General features: G+C 54.7%; 11 protein-coding genes. 3 read left to right on the forward strand and 8 right to left on the reverse strand.

Annotated features, from left to right (window positions below; genetic code table 11):
• Positions 1-66: 66 nt before the first annotated feature.
• Both Poly59_RS02570 and Poly59_RS02575 read right to left on the reverse strand, forming a co-directional pair.
• Entirely contained in the window at positions 67-5166 is a 5100-nt protein-coding gene (locus tag Poly59_RS02570) for an Ig-like domain-containing protein (protein ID WP_146532494.1), read from the reverse strand.
• A 569-nt stretch (positions 5167-5735) separates the two neighbouring features.
• The gene (locus Poly59_RS02575) at positions 5736-7574 is read right to left on the reverse strand and encodes a hypothetical protein (RefSeq protein WP_146532495.1); all 1839 of its coding nucleotides are present in this window, start codon (positions 7572-7574) and stop codon (positions 5736-5738) included.
• A 300-nt stretch (positions 7575-7874) separates the two neighbouring features.
• Between Poly59_RS02575 and Poly59_RS02580 the strand changes: the two genes are divergently transcribed.
• On the forward strand, positions 7875-9890 hold the full coding sequence (locus Poly59_RS02580; RefSeq protein ID WP_146532496.1) for a prolipoprotein diacylglyceryl transferase: 2016 nt from the start codon (positions 7875-7877) through the stop codon (positions 9888-9890).
• On the opposite strand, the gene Poly59_RS02585 is transcribed toward Poly59_RS02580, so the two are convergent.
• Positions 9891-10697, reverse strand: coding sequence for a 4'-phosphopantetheinyl transferase family protein (locus tag Poly59_RS02585; protein WP_146532497.1), 807 nt, complete (start codon positions 10695-10697; stop codon positions 9891-9893).
• Positions 10698-10765: 68 nt separating this feature from the next.
• Here Poly59_RS02585 and Poly59_RS02590 point away from each other — a divergent pair, with 68 nt between their 5' ends.
• Entirely contained in the window at positions 10766-11293 is a 528-nt protein-coding gene (locus tag Poly59_RS02590) for a hypothetical protein (protein ID WP_186775973.1), read from the forward strand.
• Positions 11294-11369: 76 nt separating this feature from the next.
• Positions 11370-12164 carry an MBL fold metallo-hydrolase gene (locus Poly59_RS02595; RefSeq protein ID WP_146532498.1) on the forward strand — a complete coding sequence of 265 codons (795 nt, stop codon included), beginning with the start codon at positions 11370-11372 and terminating at the stop codon, positions 12162-12164.
• Between the two features lie 39 nt (positions 12165-12203).
• On the opposite strand, the gene Poly59_RS02600 is transcribed toward Poly59_RS02595, so the two are convergent.
• The 5 genes from Poly59_RS02600 to Poly59_RS02620 form a co-directional block, all read right to left on the reverse strand.
• A complete protein-coding gene (locus tag Poly59_RS02600) occupies positions 12204-12935 on the reverse strand; it encodes a phytanoyl-CoA dioxygenase family protein (RefSeq protein ID WP_146533210.1) in 732 nt (243 codons plus the stop codon).
• 2 nt (positions 12936-12937) lie between these two features.
• A complete protein-coding gene (locus Poly59_RS02605) occupies positions 12938-14527 on the reverse strand; it encodes a sulfatase family protein (RefSeq protein ID WP_146533211.1) in 1590 nt (529 codons plus the stop codon).
• Positions 14528-14582: 55 nt separating this feature from the next.
• Positions 14583-15962, reverse strand: a complete 1380-nt coding sequence (locus Poly59_RS02610; protein ID WP_246151326.1) for a sulfatase-like hydrolase/transferase — start codon at positions 15960-15962, stop codon at positions 14583-14585.
• A gap of 116 nt (positions 15963-16078) precedes the next feature.
• The gene (locus Poly59_RS02615; protein ID WP_222436029.1) at positions 16079-17542 is read right to left on the reverse strand and encodes an arylsulfatase; all 1464 of its coding nucleotides are present in this window, start codon (positions 17540-17542) and stop codon (positions 16079-16081) included.
• Positions 17543-17664: 122 nt separating this feature from the next.
• The gene (locus Poly59_RS02620) at positions 17665-18972 is read right to left on the reverse strand and encodes a DUF1552 domain-containing protein (protein ID WP_146532499.1); all 1308 of its coding nucleotides are present in this window, start codon (positions 18970-18972) and stop codon (positions 17665-17667) included.
• Between the last annotated feature and the right edge of the window lie 51 nt (positions 18973-19023).

Here is a 19023-nt window from a genome sequence, read left to right on the forward strand (position 1 = left end):
TGCGAAGTTTCAAAGTTGTGCTGCGTCAAAGTCACGAATCACCGAGCGACGAAACAACCTCGAGGTTTAGGCCCAGAGGTTCGAAACGTCATCGGCAAGCAGATCAAGGACATCGATCGAGCCGTCTTCGGCATCGTCGCTTTCGCTGTCAACCGACACGATTGACGATGACACGGCCGACGAGCTACCCGCCGATGCGTCGACGATCAAATCATCGCCGCTCAGGTCAGCGAAGACTGCATCGCTAGCCAAATCCGACGACAAGTCCGTTGGCGTAGATCCTGACTGCCCGACCAACTGCTGAGCAACCGCTTCACCTTCGCCGGCCGCTAAGTTATTGGATTGACGAGCCAGATAATTGATGACCTGCAGCGCGTCGAGAGCCGAGACACGGTTATCGCCGTTAACGTCGATGAAGACCTGAGGTAGCGATGTGCTTCCCGCGACTTCACCTTCGCCCGATACCGAACTCAACCGGCTCATCGCGTTAATGACCAACAAAGCGTCGATCGGCGAAACTAAACCGTCATTGTTGACGTCTTGAGCCAAGGTTGGATTCTGAAACGCTTGGTTAGCCGGTACTGATCCGCCAACGTTGATGACAAGGCTGTCGTAACGAATTTTCGAAACGTCAACAGGTTCATCTTCGTTGAACAGCAACGTGTCTTGGAATGGGAACGAATCCGCTGGCGAGCCAACAACTTCGGCTTGCCCTGGTGCGATCGCATCGAAGAACAACGTTGCCAAACGAGCCGGGTTGGAACCCGTCGCACCGTTGGACAGCAGCGTTCCAAATTCGTTAATGATGCCCAATCGCGATGCTGTACCGACACCGGCATCTGCTTCGAACCCTGGACCAAACGCAACATCAAAATTGTACTCGTCACCCGTAACCGTGTTGGCCGGACGAATGATGCCTTGGCTGTAAAGCACGTCCAAGTAACCGGCAAAGACATAAGTCGACCCGAGTTGACGCAGGTCTTCGACATCGACACGAATGCCGAAACGATCGCCGACACTCACATTGGTGATTGGCGTGACACCATCAGCACCCACCAATGAGAAGTCAATCGCAACATCCGCGTTGGCAACCGCATTACCAAGCGCCATCGTGACTTCGGCGGTGCTGCGAATGTCGTCCTCGGTCACGACCACATAAGTGAACCGTTCTAAACCGTTCGCATTCGAGTTCGCACGATAACTGAAGAAGTCATCATTCAGGTTGTCTGGTGTCCCATTGTCATCGATAAAGACGTTACCGAGTGATGGGCTGGTCACCAACCCGAACTCGCGGATCGTTCCGGTTGGCCCCAAGTTATCATTGGCAAGGACATCGATGACGCTGCGGGTAATCGTATTGGCGTTGATCAATTGGCCGTTGCTATCACGTCCTTCGGGGAACGAATCATCGATCGCAGACGTGAAGTTATCGTTTGTAGGAACGATCAACAATTCAGTCTTACCCAATCGCAGTTGTCGGACCAACAACGCAACGTCCGAAGCCAAAACCGTAGTTTCGCTTTCCGCGTCATCGGCTGGGTTAGATAAGAACTGAGCCACACCTGGCGAAACTGCCTTCATGCGAACCGTGAATAATTCAGCCGGTCCGTCGAACGCAACTTGGCCGGTGATCTGCTGAACTCCACCGACTTCGTCGATCAAACCAGGAGTCTGAGCATTGGCTCGTTGCAATCCATCGGCTCGCGAAAACAGTGGCCCGAACGTGATGTCGAACGGGAAGTCGTCGCTGCCGTCGGTGTCCAGCGTTGACACCAATTCATCGGTGTAAAGCAGGTCAAGGAATGCTGACGCGACGCCTTCGGGATTTGCAAAAGCACGCAGGTCTTCGACGGAAACTCGCACCAAGAACTCTTGCCCGACTTGGACATTCGTGATCGGGGTTGCAATATCGACAGGGTCAAAAATCTCGATCGAGAACGCTACCACGTCATCGCTGCGAGTACCTGGCAACAGGTTGACCGTGACGGTCGCACTGCTGACCGAACCAGCCGAGTCTTGGATGCTGTAGGTGAATTCTTCGGTGCCGGTAAACCCAGGTTGCGGCGTGTACCGTAGCGACTGACCGCCACCAATGATCTGAATCGTGCCACCGTTGGTGCCCGGCGTCACGCTGGTAATCGAGATACCACCAGAAAGGCTAGGCACGTCGTTATCGAGAACGTTCAATGGACGTTGCGACGAATCCTGGGCGATTTCGAATGAATCGTCGACCGCAATGGGAACGTTCGATTGGAACGTGACGTTCACAACCGCAGTGGCGGTCGAACGTGTTCCGAATTGATCAAGAACGGTGTACGTGAACACGTCGCGACCGGTGAAACCGTTCGGTGGAGTGTAGAAAATCGTTTTGCGATCGTTGGACCGAACGACTTGGCCGACCGTCCCGGACGTGTTCAGAGTTTCGATCACAAGTGGGTTGTCAGCCGTCTGGAAGTCGTTCGCCAAGACATCCAGGTTGTTCGACAACGTGTTTCGAGCCACCGAGAATGTATCATCGTTAGCAATTTCAGCAGCGTTCAAAATCGGAAACGAGTGATCCTCGACTTCGCCCGTCGTCACGAAACCGGTTGGTCCTACGCCCGATGTCTGACTCAAACGGAACCGGACATAGGTCGTTCCGACGCTAGCACCGACAGGAACATTCACGTTCACCGGCATCGCTTGAGCGACAGTGCCGGAAGCGACTGGCAGGTTGGTGGCGAAATGTTCGCCGCTGTCCAAGAAGTCGCCGTCACGGTTGAAGTCAATGAAGCCTTGCAAGAATGCGGGCAAGCCCGTCGTGTTGGTCACTGTAACGTTGAACGTGGCGCTGTCGCCGGGTCCAAGCGGCGAAAGCAATTGCACGCCGTCTTCGTCATCGATCACGCCGGTCGTGTCGTCGCCATTTGCCAAAACCGATGGTGAACCGCTCAGTTCACGGTCGATGTTGGCACCAATCGTCAAGCCGCTGACGATGCCGTGACTGGCACCATTAGCGCCGACGGTCGTACCGTACGAATCAGGTGCATCGCCGTAGTCGCTCGACGACAAGAAACCGAAGTTGAAGTTGTCGGTCAGCGATGTCCCGTCGAAGGTAACAGTGTGCTCACCAAGAGTCGGTGAATCCAAATCAGGGAACGTTTGCTCAAAACCGGCCGGCGTCACCACTCGAATCGTATACGTGCCTGGGCCTGGAAAATTGATCGAGTACGTGCCGTTAGCGGCTGATTTGCCGCTTGGCTCGCCAAGGTCAGGACGATTGTCGCCGTCCAAATCGGCGTAAACATAGACGTTCGCCAGGCCACCATCCGACGCATCCCGAATTCCGTCACCATCGTTGTCAATGAACGTGGTACCGGTGATGTTCGCGACCACTTGGCTGAAACCAAACTTGATCGAGCTACTGCTGCTGGAAATCGAAGTCGCTGTGGTCGCTGTAAAGTTTGCCGGCGTGATCGCGCGAATGTTGACCGTTCCAGGCGGCAACGTCAGCGAAAATGATCCATCCGAACCCGTGACGGCGCTTGCTTCGCTGGCGTCGAATACCGAGTTGTTGTTGACGTCGGCGTAGACGGTAACACCGGCCAAGCCCGCTTCGTTGTTGTCGGCCCCGTTTCGGTTGACATCATTGAAGACGCGACCGGTTTGCCCGACACCACCTTGGGTACCGGTCGACAAGGCGTGGGTAAGCGCCGCAGTAACACGGTTGAATCCGGCATAAACCTCAGGTGCATAGAAGTCATCGCGGAACTGTGGCTTAACGTCATCGAGCGTGCCAAAAATTCCGTCTAGACCAACGCCCAAGTTATTTGCATTGGCCAACAGCGTTCCGCCGGCATCCGCGATCGTAGCAATTGAATTTGTGTTGACCGTGTGCAACATACCGAACGTATGACCGGCTTCGTGCGAAATCACGCTGGACAAGAACTGGATGGTCGCATCCACTTCGCTTGCCGCTGGTGCGATTGGGAAACCAAGCAACGAACCTTGGAAACCGTCGAGCGCAAAAATACCAAATTCGCTCAGGTCAAAGTTACCAACGTCCACCGACTGAGCGATCCCGTAAACACCCGGGACACCAATGTCTAACCCAGTGCCACCGACCAACAGGCGAGTGATCCGCGGATCGTCAGAGTTGCTGTTGAACCAATCACGATGCGGGTACGAACCATCGGGTGCCTGGAAGCGGCTCGAAAGAATTCGAATCCCGTAATCACCAGGAACACCGGTCTTCGTGAAGTCGCCATTCGTGTTCGTCGAAATGTCGCCAAGGTCATTGAAGACCCGAACGACGTCGTCATAAACGGCGGTCGTGATCCGGTTGGCCGTGGCAATATCGCCAAATTCCAATCCCAGGAACGGCAGCGAATCTTCAAAGCTTGGTACGACTGTGAAACCGAATGTTGGCAAGCCGGGCACCAACAAATCTTCGTTGAAGATGTTGTTGTCGATCACACCACCCTCGAAGTCGAGGTACATGATTTGCGCATCACCGACTGAAAGTTGCTCGGTGACCGGGCGATAGGTTCGCAGTCCGACCGTGTAGGCGTTAGCAAGACCTGCCGAACCAACGGTCATGAAATAACGTCCGTCTTCGGGAATGACCATCGTCCCGTTGGCGTTACCGACCGTTTGTAATGGAAAGTGCAATCCACCGACCAACACTTGGCTGGTCAACAACTGACTGCCGCGTGAATTAATGATCGAAAACTGACCTGCCGATCCACTGGTCGCGATGTCAAGAATGTCGCCCGCTCGCAAATCGAACGAGAACGTATCGAGGTCAGACGAAAATCCGCTGGGATTACCAGTCGTTGTCGTAATCGGCAGCGATCCAACCACATCGATGGTGTTTTCCTGACCGGCGCCGGTTCCCAACGGAATGAAGTCCGCGTTGGAACGCTGGTCATTCGCGCCAGTCAGCGACGTGCCTTCGGATTCGAAATACGAAGCAGCAGCGACTGTCCCGATATTTCGAGGCGTCGTGTACTCCGGCAGGTCGGTCGGTGCCGGCTGCGAAGGAAGGCCAGTCATCACCGCCATCAATTGGCGACTCTCCAGCCCTTCCAGCGTGAGACGCCGTTTTTTGGCGCGCTCACGTTTGGTCCGCTCGGGAGCATTGTGGCTGGTAAGTTTCGATTTCTTCGAATCGTTTCGTTTGATCATCGAGGGTCTCTACCAAACTGAAGACCAACAACCGCCTGCGGGCGCTGGACCGATCGACTTGGGTGGATGAACGGAGTCACTAGTTTAATTTTGCCAGAAAAGTCGCTCGAAAGCGATGATTATCTGACTGCTGAATGGTCTAAACAGAACCAAAGGCTTTAGGCTTCTTAGACAAACATCGGCCTAAAGTTTCGCTGTCATTTGCCAAATGGCCTTTGCCGTCTTATTCGGACCAGTGCCTTCCCATTCGGAAGCAGGAAAAATGGGCAAGCTGCGAGGGTTTGATAAGTTGCGTCTGCGATTCTACTTGCACCCCCGAGAGTGTCAACGAATCGCACTGTTTGGGACGCCGAACCTTGAGCAAAGTTCCCGATCGAACCCTCAAAATCACTTGAACCTTTGCCAAGGACCAACAATAGGCGCACATTCGAACAGGCACCAATTCCTTCAGAATCCGATGAATTACCGACGAAACGCAAAAAAGCCCGCTTCCAGCGATGCCTGGAAGCGGGCTCTTCGTTATTTGTTGGATTCTTTTCTCCCCTGATCAATCGACCAGGGAATTTTTGCTACCAAAGGTATTCAGCACCGAAAGTGAACCCGTTCAGTGTCAGCGATTCGAAGTTCATCCCTGGTCGACCAACGCTGGATGGCGAATCGACGACATCTTTCAGGAATGTACCGTTCAGCTCGGGGCTAGCCACTTCGTCGATCGCAACCAGGTAGTAGGCGGATCGAAAGGACCACGAATGGCTGAGGCGATAAACCAACTGAGTCGAGAATTCCAAGGCCAAGGTGCCGTTGTCCTCACGATACGAGTCGCTGACCGTCCCGGGACCACCACCGGCAATCGAGTTTGCCGATACGGTGTAGTTGCGACGTGCTTCGTTCTTCATCCACATCCCCTTCAGCTCGACACCCATTTGGATGCCAGGTGTCATGGTGTACCAAAGGTCGCCACCGATCTGACCACCGAACATGCTGTTCTCGATGGTGTCCCGCGAGCTAAAGAACCGTTGGGTACCGTCGGTCAGTGTCGCGTTGGTTCCGTCGTTGTTCAGACCAACGATGTCCAAACCAATGCGATTGTTGTAGCGAAGGTGACGCATACCGGCCAACCAAGAACCTTGGAAGCGGTTGTACGGTCCAACCGTTCGGCGTCGATAGCTGACTTCGCCACTATTGAACGTCGCATGGCTGGTCACCGATTGTGAAATCGATCGGTCGGTGTCGTCGAACCCGCCGGCCGGGTCGACACCAAAATCACTAATGAAGGAGTAAAGGTCTGCTCCACTGGTGATTGCGAATGGAAAGCTATCCGGACCTGACGTGGCCAGCGGGTCGAAAGTCGGGTTGGCGATCAAGGTCGCTGGCGATGATACGGATGCTGATCCGTCCCATTCCAAGCCACCAAAGTAGGTCGCTTCGATGTTACCACCGACACCAAAGATCAAAGCCGCTGACAATCGAACACCAGGCTCGATATCGCTGTTGATCGCGTCACTGCCTCGCAGTACCGCGACTCCGCCTGGGCCCGGACCACGCTGAGTGATGATCCCGCCACCGCCGGTCGATCCCGACCGATCCATGAACAGGGCTTCAGCAGAGATGTCGTACCAGCGTTGGGCCGCCTTGCCAGCTTTGCTGTAAGGCCGTAGTGCCCCAAGCAATCCCATCAATGATCGTCCGCGGAACATTTGGCAAGCTTCACAGCCTTCGCCGCGACAGAACATGCAGATGTGACGCAGCTTCGACAATCCGCCACAGCTTCCACAGCCGTCCATGCCGCAACCACCGCATGAATCGTCGCCGTAAATTTTGCCGAGCACGCCGCCGCTCGACAGAACCGAACCGCCACCCATGCCGCAGGCACCAGTGCCGCCACAGATTCCTCCGCAGGCTCCGTCGCATCCGCCATACTGCATTTGCTGACCGTACATTGGCCCGCCATACGATTGTCCATATGAAGCGTCGCCGCACATGCTGTCACATCCGCCAGGACCACAGCTATCACAGCCGCCGCCTTGCAGAAAACCAACTTGCTGAACCGATCCTTGGGGACCGTATCCGCCGGCTTGCATGGCCTGAGCCGTTGCTTGGCCGCTGGCATAGCCGTTGATGGGCGTTGCCGCCATCGGCATGCCGTTATTGGGTGCGCCCGACATGGGTGGCACATAGCCGGGACCGGCTTGGCCCGCATATCCGGCTCTTTGGACAGGGCCTGACGTCGTCAGTCCCGCAATCGCTCCTGGTGGCATCTGGCCCTTAGCAGGCATCACAAAGCCGCTGGCTTCATAATCCAGATCGGCGTTCAAAACGCGAGGAGGTTGTGCAGAGGCTTGTCGGCTCTCTGCGGATACGCATATGACCAATGTCACTGCGGCGACCAAGATTGTGATTGATTTCATTTGAGTCATTCGTTGCATCGCAAACGTCTCCGCCTCACTATGGGCCGGTGTTTTACCTGGCGAAACGGCTTTCACCTGGGCCTTCGCGGTCGATCGAGAATCCAAATCCGATCGGCCAGCCACAGAGAACAACCGCTCCAAACGGATTTATCGGCACGACCGACCTCCAACGTTTGGTTATTCCGCTAGATCGGCATAGGAAAACTTTGCGGACCGTAACTCAGACGCACCCGCCAATCCGATAAAATCCGATTGTTTTCCCACTTTGTTTAAAGTCACACTCTCCCATGGACCGAACCGGTGCTCGATCGAAAAACAATCGAATCGACCCTCGAGAAGATTAAATCAGGTGAACTGACGCCCGACGAAGCGACCGAGTTCCTGCTGAAAATCGACTTGGACTCACTCGGCTACGAATCTGGCGACATGCCTTCCACAGCGGTTTCGTCGCGTCTTGCGACACCCAACACTGAGCCAGCCGATCCCGAACTGCTCTCGTCCGTGATCCATCGATTAGGAATCCCCCCCATCGAAGTCGTCCACGACTGGTGCGAGCAGCTAGCCAATATCGCCGCCGATCACGAGTCACGAACCCAACAACCGATCGGCCCAGTCAATGCGTCCGATTGCGCATTGAACGACAACGGCCAATTGATTTGGAACGAACACGTTGCAACCGACACGCTCGTTTTACCAACATCACTTTCAAGCACGTCCCAAGTTCACATTGATCGATTCCGCCATTCAATCCTTGGCAACGAGCCCGCTATCCAAAGCGAACCCGACCTAATCGTTCCCGAACAACAGCGCGACACACCCGATCTTCCCGTGTCACGCACGCGTCCATCCAAACTGCTAAGCCGATCGCTAGCCGCACTGGCCATCGCGGGCTGCGTTGCAGGCAGCGTTTACGTCGTCCAGCAAATCAACCAAGAACAACCCGTCGCGACGACGGACACAAAACCAGCCTCGAAACGCGCTGCGCCGCAGTCGGACATCTTCGATTTCTCGGCTGACTCGGTGACTCAAACGCAAGCGGCCCTCACCGACGCTGCCGAAGCACTCGAGTCGTTTGAATCGATGACCGAAGCCGAGCTAGAAACATTCGAAAAAGAATCCGCCTCGCAGACCGCCAACTTCTCACTCGACTCATTCATGCCAGCGACCCAGAGCTTCGCTCCGGCCATCGAAAAAGAACACCCGATTGCACCGGAGACGACTAACCAAGCACTTGCCGATAACATGATTTCGGATCCTCTGGCGCCGACGACCGTCCCTGTCATGAACAATGCTGTTGACGACGATGCCGAACCGCCACCCGAATCCGAACAATCAACCGCGATCGCCGCGTCCGCGGATCCCATCGAATCTGCCGTCGAACTTCCGCCGATCGAACTTCCCGCCAACGGCGAAGACAAGGAGCAGCCAAGCGTCACGCTGGTTAACCGAAACGCCAGTGGCCTGACGCTGACGTTTCCCTATAGCGTGCCGCTAAAATTGGAAGCCTCTGCCGATGCACTTTGGCACATCATCGACACTCGCAAACCAACGACCGTCGCGGCGCTGACGTCCGGTGGCGAGGACTTGTCGATCAAGTGGGAACCATCCGCCCAGCAATCGCCCAATTCCAAACTGCTTGCCCACGGCCGACTTCGCGACGACAACGGCAACGACCTTTTCCTCCGCCCGCGAATCGCTGCCCCTCCCTACAAGTTCTCGTTCGAAACCTTCGACACGATGCCGACGTGGAATCTTCGCGCACCGATCCCACCGAATGTCGCGCGCATCGCGATCGACTTTGACATTCCCGACGACCTCGAAATCGGTTGGGTCGAACCCATCGAAGCCAACGCAATCCGGCGTGCTCGTGGACTGGCAGTGCTGACGAGCACGGACGACGAAGATGTATCGCTAGGGATTCGGTTCGACATCCGCTGCAACCGCAAACTCGAGTGCCGTCTTCGTTTCGCCGGAAGGCTCGATTCGTCGATGCCCTGGAACATGGTGTCCAACGCTGGCATCGAAGCCTTCGCCAATCAATTGGCCAATCAAGCAGGCTTGGTCAGCACCGAGGCTCAGCGACTCTCCGGTGTCTACGAAATCGCCCGTACGACCATGGGCCGACGGGTGATCAAAATCAAACAAAGCCGCAACGACGCACTAGCCGAAGAAATTCGTACCGCATCCAAACGAGTCGCTCAACTGCAATCGTTGATGGCAACCATCGAGTCAACCGCAACCCTGCGAGTGAAAGTTTGGATCGACTGGCCGGATACGGAACAAACGATTCTGACCATGGACTCCGAATCACAGTAACTAACTCTGACCTACCAGCTCGTCAAAGCAGTGCAACTCGAACGTTGACTTTACTTTTTCGCTTGGCGCAACCGCGACCGCGCCAATGAAACCCGGACGTGGTGTGATCGAAAAGAACTGCCACAACCGATCACTTTCAAGTTTCGGATTAAGCATCCGAATGGTGGGACAATCCGAATCAATCTGTTCGAAAGCAAAATCCGCCAGCGGTGTCTGCAGTCCTGTTCCGATTGCCTTGATGAATGCTTCCTTCAATGTCCACACTCTCAAGAACGCCAAACGTCGGTCTTCGTCGCTGCAATGCGAATGAACGTACTCAACCTCGGGTGTCGAAAAATAACGATCGGCCAGCGCCGGATCGGTTCGACGGTTTAGTCGTTCAACGTCGACCCCCACAAGGGTGTCGGAGCGTTCGCCGATACCACACATCACCAAGCCGTCGGTATGGGCAACATTGAATGGACGTCGGGCCACATTAGGCTCGATCACAAACGGCTTGCCGTACGCTTCAACGTCAAATCGTATCGACTCGGGTGACGTGTCACCGACGCCCAATAATCGGCGAGCCATTCCTCGACCGATCACGTGCTGATTCCGGCTGGTTGGCTGCCGAAACCTTGCCGCACGTTCTCGTTCGGATTCGTCCAACCAGTTTTCGCAACATTGCTCAATCAGTCCGGCGGGCCCCGATGAACTTGTCGCGTGCCACACACGCACGGTCTCGGCGCCGTTGGTTTCGCTATTTGGGGTAAGTGAAGTCATGATCCAGTCCAGCATAGCTGGACCAATCAATACAATCGACGCCATTGATGATGTCGGTTCAATACGAGTTCCGCCAACCCGACTGAATGATGCCTGGGTGATCAACCGATCGAATGAGTATGTACTGGATCCTACCCCTTTCTATCGCCCCCCTCGCCATCGCTGATGTTCAACGATCACAGTTTCTGGCTGTGGCCGGGTTTGTGATGCTCGGCTGGGTGCTAGCGCGTCGTACGCTAAAGATGCGGAAACGGGTCAATGCCGACACCCGCGCAGCCAACAAAGAACTCGCCAAGATCCGCAACGCCAAAGCCCCTGTACTGCCGTTATCAGATGCCCCCCCTGAAACCCAGCGGTGGCAAGTCGCACTGTTCGACACCCAGCGAGAACTAAAGGCCGAACTCGACACGCGAATTGTGATCGTCCAGACTCTATTGCGACAAGTCGACGCCAAGATTCAACGCCTGAGCGAACTTCAAAACGTCGCCCCGCCGACTCCGGCGGCAAACCCAGTTGGCAATCGACGCGCCGATGTTGAGGCACTGGTGATGAAAGGCCACACCGCCGAGGAAATCGCTGCCGCCATCGGTCTGCCTCTCGGCGATGTCGAACTGACGATTGCGACCACTCGCGTCGGCTGATCGAGCAAAAGTCATCGAGCAAAAGTCCAAGCCTCTGCCTTTCGCTTCCCCCACCTGCATCGTTACACTTCACCGCATGGAAGTGATTACCTTGCAATCAGGAAGTAGTGGCAACTGTGTCTTCGTCGAAGCCGACGGAGTTCGGTTACTTTTTGACGCCGGCATCAGTGCCCGCCAAGCTGAAATCCGACTGGCCGAACATGGCCGCGACATCCGCGACGTTGACGCGTTGGTGATCTCGCACGACCACCGCGACCATACCGTTAGCATGGGCACATTCCATCGCAAGTTTGGCCTGCCAGTCTACGTCACTGAAAAGACCTTCCACGAAGTTCGTCGCCGGATCAAAATTGGACATATTTGCGATGTGCGCTACTTTACCGCTGGCGAAACGATTGACTTTGGTCCGGTGTCAGTGGAAACGATCACGACGCCGCATGACGCAGCCGACGGCGTGGTCTTTGTGGTTCAAGATTCCAAGCATCGATTCGGATTGCTAACCGACCTTGGTCATGCCTTCAACGGACTTGCCGAGACGATCGCGACTCTCGACGCCGTCTTGATCGAAAGCAACTACGATCCCGACATGCTGGACCAAGGCCCCTACCCTGAATTCCTAAAGCATCGCATTCGTGGCCCCAAGGGACACCTGTCCAACGTCGACTGCGCCATGCTTTTGAAACAAGCTCTTCCCCAGCGTCTGCGATGGGCCTGCCTCGGCCACTTGTCGGAAAAGAACAACGATCCCGAGGTCGCCATGCGGACGCATCACGAAATCTTGGGCAGTAGCTTCCCCCTACGTTGCGCCGACCGGCAAGCGGTTTCCGGCGCTATGATGATTGGCGAATTGACATCAATCACTGATCCGTGAACCACCAACGCTTGATCTCGACACCAATCGATTTAGCGTTCAATCTGCCAGCGACACAAATTCGTGCCACTCGACTCCATCGGGCAATCTGCGGTCGGCGGAAAATTCCAGATGCAGAATTCGGCGATGACGAGTCGTGCCTGGGACGGATGATCCGCTGCTGTGACTGATCAACGGCCGCATGGCAAGCACGCCGCCCACCGACGCATAGATCGTAACCGCCGCTCCGGCGCCGTCACCTTCGCTTGAACTTGAAACATGAGACCGCGGAATCACCTTCAACGGCCCGTTGTCGTCGGTGACTTCGTCCAAATGCAATCGCAGTGTCAGCATACGGGCAAGCACCGAATCACAGGCCACCAGATGCGGCACCCCAGCCTTCAATGTTGGCCGCGAAAACGACGGCGATTCAATTGAGTTGTTCTTCACCGCAATCGCCGTGTCCTTGTGCCATGGCAACGCCCATGTCCGGTCGGGCGGCTTGTCAAAGAACAACACACGAACCAGACCAAACTCGTCCCCCAAGAAATGCCTCAGAAACCCTAGCAGCGGTTCTTGCCGCCACAGGCTCTTCACGACCGGAACGGCCGTGATCACATTCCGCGCCGCGTAGACGTGACCACGACTCGATCGAGCGAGCGCACTTTGCTGCGATTCCGCGAACACTCGTTCACACGACGCTCGCAACATCTCGCACGTCGAAGCGTCAACCGCATCTTCCAGCACGGCAAATCCGCGACTGGAAAATCCTTCCGCAAGATCCGCGTCCATCTTCACCTGACGGTTTCTTCCGCAAGTCGAGGCGCGGAATAACCTTGTTCACGAATTTTGGCGATTAGCTTTTGCATCTCAACAACCTTCGCCGGATGTTGGTCTGCCAAGTTACGCCGCTGGCCAATGTCATTCTTCAAATCATAAAGCTCAACTGGCTGACCATCATCGGCCGGGTATTGATGCCGTTCTTCCCACCCTTGATCGCGACCAGACTGGTATCCGTCTTTCGAATCAATCAACAACCAATCGCCGTGCCGAATGGCATAGGCATTCTCACGAGTGTTGTGAATGTGAGTCGTGCGGATCTTATCCGTTTCCCCGGTCAATAACGGCAACAGGTTATGCGAATCTTCCGCTGAATCATCGGGCAAGTCGAATTCAAGTGCTGCCGCTAGAGTCGCCATCAAGTCGATCTGGCTGACTAACGCGTCGGAAACTTGTCCGCCTTGCGTGACGCCCGGCCACTTGATGATGTATGGCACATGATGCCCACCTTCGTAGATATCGCGTTTCAAACCCCTCAGTGGTTCGGCTGACCAGTGCCCAAACTTTTGATCACGAGCGTAGGCGTATTTCTCGGGACCGTTATCCGCCGTAAAGATAACAATCGTGTTTTCAGCTTGCCCACTTTCCTGCAGAGCACTAAGCAGCTTTCCGCAAGCATCATCCGTTTCAACGACAAAGTCACCGTAGGGCCCAGCCTGTGACTTGCCATCAAATTCATCATTCGGAATGATCGGCGCGTGAGGCGCAGGGAACGCAAAGTACAAGAAAAACGGTTTATCTTGATCCGCTTGCGACTTGATGAACTCAACCCCGCGCTCGGTCGTAGTCGGAATATTTTGGTACGGATCCCAGTCTGCATCCATTGGACCAGGGCGACACTCCCAATTTCCTTCCTTGATCGGTTTCCACTTGGATGTGTCCATGATTGCGCTGGGGGCGCGGACGACTTTGTCATCTTGGATCCAGCAATATGGTGGGAAGTTGATGACGGTATCCCCAAAGTAATGATCGAATCCGTGCGCTAGCGGGCCATCCGGAATCGACTTATCCCATTCGAACGCCTCCGGTCCCCAACCCGCGTTCCTGCCTTCGCCAAACTTCTTCGCACCAGGTTTTCTGATTGCTTCCCAATCCCAACCAAGGTGCCACTTGCCAATGGCCGCGGTATGGTAACCGCTCGATTTAAGCATCTCGGCCATCGTCAACCGTCCAGGCTTAAACACCGAACCGCCAAACGCGTTGACGATACCGTGAAAATCACGCCAGTGATGTCGCCCGGTCAGCAGGGCATATCGACTTGGCGTACAAATGCCCGATGAAGAATGCCCATCAGTAAACCGCATCCCCTCGGTAGCCAATCGATCAAGATTCGGTGTCGGTATCTTTGACTTGGCGTTGTAGCAACCAAGATCCCCAAATCCGAGATCGTCACCGTAAAGAATCAAAACGTTCGGCTGTTTCGCAGACACGTTCGATTCGGCAGTCAAGCAACCGACCAATGCAGCGCCAAAACAGGCGACGAACAACGTCCATCGCTGCCCAGTGCAACCGGCCATAAAAACTGTGACGGCGGAAAGAATCATCTTCATGTTGTTCAACTACCCTTTGTTCTCGAAATTTATTTCGATCGCGTTAACTTCACTGCGATTGAATTGATTCGCCGTACATATCGACGAGCGGCGGTTCAGCGACCCCGGCCATGGCCGAATCGATGACGTGCTTTAACTTTGCGATCGCCGCGCGATCCTGTTCGCTTGCTTCGCCAAGATCAATCGGCAATTCCTCTAGAGGTCGGTCCGTCAGTTTGAACAAACGCCCGTCGCGAAAGTACTTGTACTGGTGGTCCAGCGCAAACACCTCTCGCGAAAACTGTGACTTATCATACCCAGGGCGAGGATCGTACCAACAGAACACCGACTGCCGCGTCCCATCGGACCGTCCAAAGAGCTGCCCAGCAAAACTGACACCATCACACATCACATCTACGGGCAACTTGCTACCAGCAAGCTCAAGTAGCGTGGGCATGAAGTCCGACGCATCAACAAGCGAATCGACGACCGCCGGTTTGACGTGTCCGGGCCACGACACGATCAGCGGCACATGAACTCCGGTTTGCCGCGTCAGTCCTTTTCCACCGTTGATTGTTCGGCCGTCCGATAGCTGCGACGAAACGTCCAAGTGAGTTCCGTTGTCGCTATAGAAAATCACGACCGTGTTCTCACGCAGACCCTTCGACTTTAACCCAACAACCAAGTTACCGATCGCCGTGTCCATGTACTCAATCATGTCAGTCGCATACTCAAGCGACTCAGTCACCGGCTTTTCGGGATCCCAATCATCGCTGTTGGGCGTGGGTACAAAGGGCCAGTGCGGAAGCGCCATGGGATAATAGACAAACGCAGGTTGATCACGGTGACGCCCCAAGAAATCGATCGTCTTATCAACCCAAATGTCCTCGCCAAACTTTCCTGGATACGTTTTCAGCTCACCAGCTTCGCCCGCGGCTCCCTCTAGCATCGTCGGGTTCGCATATCGCGATCCCTTGTCCTCGGTATTGAGCGCATGATAGAGCGCGTACTCATCGAAGCCGGTGTCCTTGGCATGCATGCCCGTACCTCGCCTTTCATCGGATCCAGGAAAATCAGGCGGGTCATACGATTGCAATTGCCACTTTCCAAAGATCGCGGTCGCGTATCCAGCGTCCTTCATCCGATGCCCGAAGGTTGTTTCATTGGGATCAAGCGTGCCAAAGTACGTCCAGTTGCGATGGTTGTACTTGCCGGTCATCAACTGCACTCGTGTCGGGGTGCAAAGCGGCTGAGAGTAAGCGTGAGTGAATCGCACGCCATCTCGGGCAAGCCCATCGAGCGCAGGCGTACGATAGGAAACTCCACCATAGCACCCCAAGCCTTCAATCCCCACATCGTCCGCCATGATCAGCACGATGTTCGGCGGAGCCTCGGCATTGGCGTGAAAACAACAAATCCAAGGTAACAATATCAACAAAATGGATCGCACTGTTTTTCCCGATCGTCTTACGAATAAATATCTCGCCGCGCCGTTCCCGAACATCTGCAACCGTGACACATTGGCATGCAGCTTTATAAACAACCTGCGGCATCCTGTTGCGACTTCTACTTCAATGGTCGGTGTGCTTCATCCATGTACCGTTCCATCTTCTCAACCAATGCGGCATTCGTTGCAGCCACATCGTGCTGTTCGTCAACGTCGTCCGCCAGGTTGTAAAGCTCAATGGAAAGCATCTGTTTTCCCAGCTTCTTCTCGGACGACTGAACCGCCTTCCAATCGCCCATTCGCAACGATCGGCTGGAATACGGTTTCGCATTTCCATGAATGAATTCCATATAGATCGACTGATGCTTTGCTTGTGATTCTTCGTCCCCCAGCAAAGTGGGCAGGAACGAAAGACCATCCACCTGTGCCGGAACGGCTTGGCCAGTGATCTCGGCCATCGTCGGCACAATGTCCCAAAATGCACTGATGTGATCACTGGTTCGTCCGGCAACGATTTTTGCTGGCCAACGTACTAACAGTGGCGTTCGAATTCCGCCTTCGTAAAGGTCACGTTTGTGACCACGAAACGGACCATTCGAATCCCAGAACTCGGGGTCGTGCCCACCTTCCAAGTGAGAACCGTTGTCACTTGAAAAACAAACAATCGTATTTTCATCGACTCCAAGCTCAATCAGCAGGTCAAGAATACTGCCGACCTCGTTATCCAGGTTCTCCATCATCGCCGCAAAACCAGCGATAGGATTTTGAACCGGCGGGCAATCATCGTCCGGCCCGGCGCCGTATGTGCCGATCTTTCCATCGAACTGAGGATACACCTTACGCCATTTTTCATGCAACTGTTTCGGCGCATGCATCGCGGCATGTGGCACCGCGGTCGGGATATAGCAAAAGAACCGCGTTTTGGCACTCACACTCGACCGAATGAACTGTCTCGCATCGTCGACGATCATGTCATGAATGAAAGTTCCCGGTTGAAGCGGTTGCTCGACACCGTCGCGGACAATGCTGGATGGAAAGTAGGTGTGCGCGATCCTCTGACTCTTCCAACCCGAAAAGTGATCGAAACCATGGGTCAGAGGATTCGAGTTGCCGGAGTCCGACGTGATACCGAGCCCCCATTTTCCAAACGCTCCCGTGGCGTAACCTGCATTTTTAAACATTCGTGGAAGCGTGATCATTTTCGGATCCAGCGCGAACGTGTTCTCTTCGCCGTTGCCTCGGCAATGCACGTGCCCAGGATGCTGGCCAGTCATGATCACCGCGCGAGACGGGGAACACACCGTGTTGCCCGAATAGTGATCCGTAAAACGCAGACCTTCGCTAGCGAGCCGATCGATATTGGGCGTCTTCAATTTCTGCTGGCCATAACAACCAAGATCACCGATCCCAAGATCGTCCGCCAAAATGAAGATGACATTCGGACTGTCCGAATCAGCACCGCTAACAGGTTCGACAAAGATGGAAAACGGTATGGTGCAAAGCAAGATCAATGTGATCCATCGAACCATTGCCGGTCTTGTTAGTAGTACCGAAACAAGGCGAATGGGCTGCTTCAACGTCATGGAGATTATTCCTAGTTGCCGGTCAGTTTGGTTTCAAGCGAGCATACCACGACGCGGCGACGGCCTGTGTGATCCACAACGACGATTGGCAATCCACATGTTTGGCTTGCACGGAACGTTGCCTAGATCGTGAAAAGCTCGTCGATAGCTCCAGTCGAGTCACCAAACGAACCTGCCAAAATCCCACATCCACGCAGTGTGCTTAGCCACAGGTTGCACAATGGCGTCTTGGGATCGTCCATCACCAAGTGACGACCATGCTTGAACCCAGCACCCCCGCCGGTCACCAACGTTGGACAGTTCTTCAGCGTGTGAACGCTGCTTAGGTTCGTCCCCATCGTAATCGCTGCGTGATCATACAAACTGGACCCATCCGCCTCTTTTGTCGACTTTAACTTGTCGATGAACTCAGCCAGCAATTTTGCATGCGCCGTATCACGCGATTCCGAGACCGTCCGGCGTTCGCCTTCGGAATAGTGACTCATGCTGTGTGCGCTCATCGACGCACCAAGACTAGCGATCATCGAATCGACTGGCATGCGATACGTAAAGACACGAGTTGCGTCGACTTGCATCGCTGCAACCATGATGTCGTACATCATGCGAATTTCTTCAACGCCCTCAAGTGATTCCTTCGGCTGGCTGACGGAATCTCGAGGCACCTTCTTTTCAACGCCCAACCACGTCTCTTCTTTGGCCAACCGAACTTCGATTTCACGCACCGACTGAAAGTACTCTTCCAATTTTTCGTTGTCGGCACGATTGATTTTTCGGTTCACCGACCTTGCATCCGACAACACGGTATCAAGCACACTGCGTTGTTCCTTCAATCGTTGTTGCTGTACCGCTAGCGGCGTATTGTCTTGCGAGAACAGGCGATGGAACGCCGCAACGGGCGTATCGAGTCCTGCAACGGGCTTCCCCGATCGATTCCACGCCAATGACGATCCCGGCCCGTGACCGTCGTTCGAGGCACCTTTGGCGGCAAGCTGGATCGATGTGAAACGAGTCTGTTCGCCCAACGTTTCAGCAGCAACTTGATCGACCGAAATCGTGTTATGAAAACTCTGCCCCGGAATCGCGTACCGGTTCGCACCCGTCAACCAGAAAGTGCTTCCCGAGTGACCGTCAGCGGAATACTGGTGCATCAGATTCTGAATGATCGTGATGTCCTTCTGATGCTTTGCCAACGGTTTAAGAATTTCTGGCAACTCATAGTTTTCGCCAACGGTATTCACATCGGGATACCAACGGTCGGCTGTCACTCCAAATCCCATCCCCAAGAACACCATTCGCTTTGGTGGCCCACTGTCGATCGGCGCGGCCGACGCGAACCGCCGGAATCCAAACGACTCGAGCGCGGGCAACGCGATCAGTGCACTTGTGCTGCGAAGAAAACCACGACGTTGAATTTGTTTGCGTTTGCTCATTACCGTCTCGTCTAAGTAAGGAAGGGATGGTCGTTTGAAGTGAACTGGTAA

Origin of the sequence: Rubripirellula reticaptiva (genome assembly GCF_007860175.1) — a bacterium.
In the GTDB taxonomy this organism is placed as follows: domain Bacteria; phylum Planctomycetota; class Planctomycetia; order Pirellulales; family Pirellulaceae; genus Rubripirellula; species Rubripirellula reticaptiva.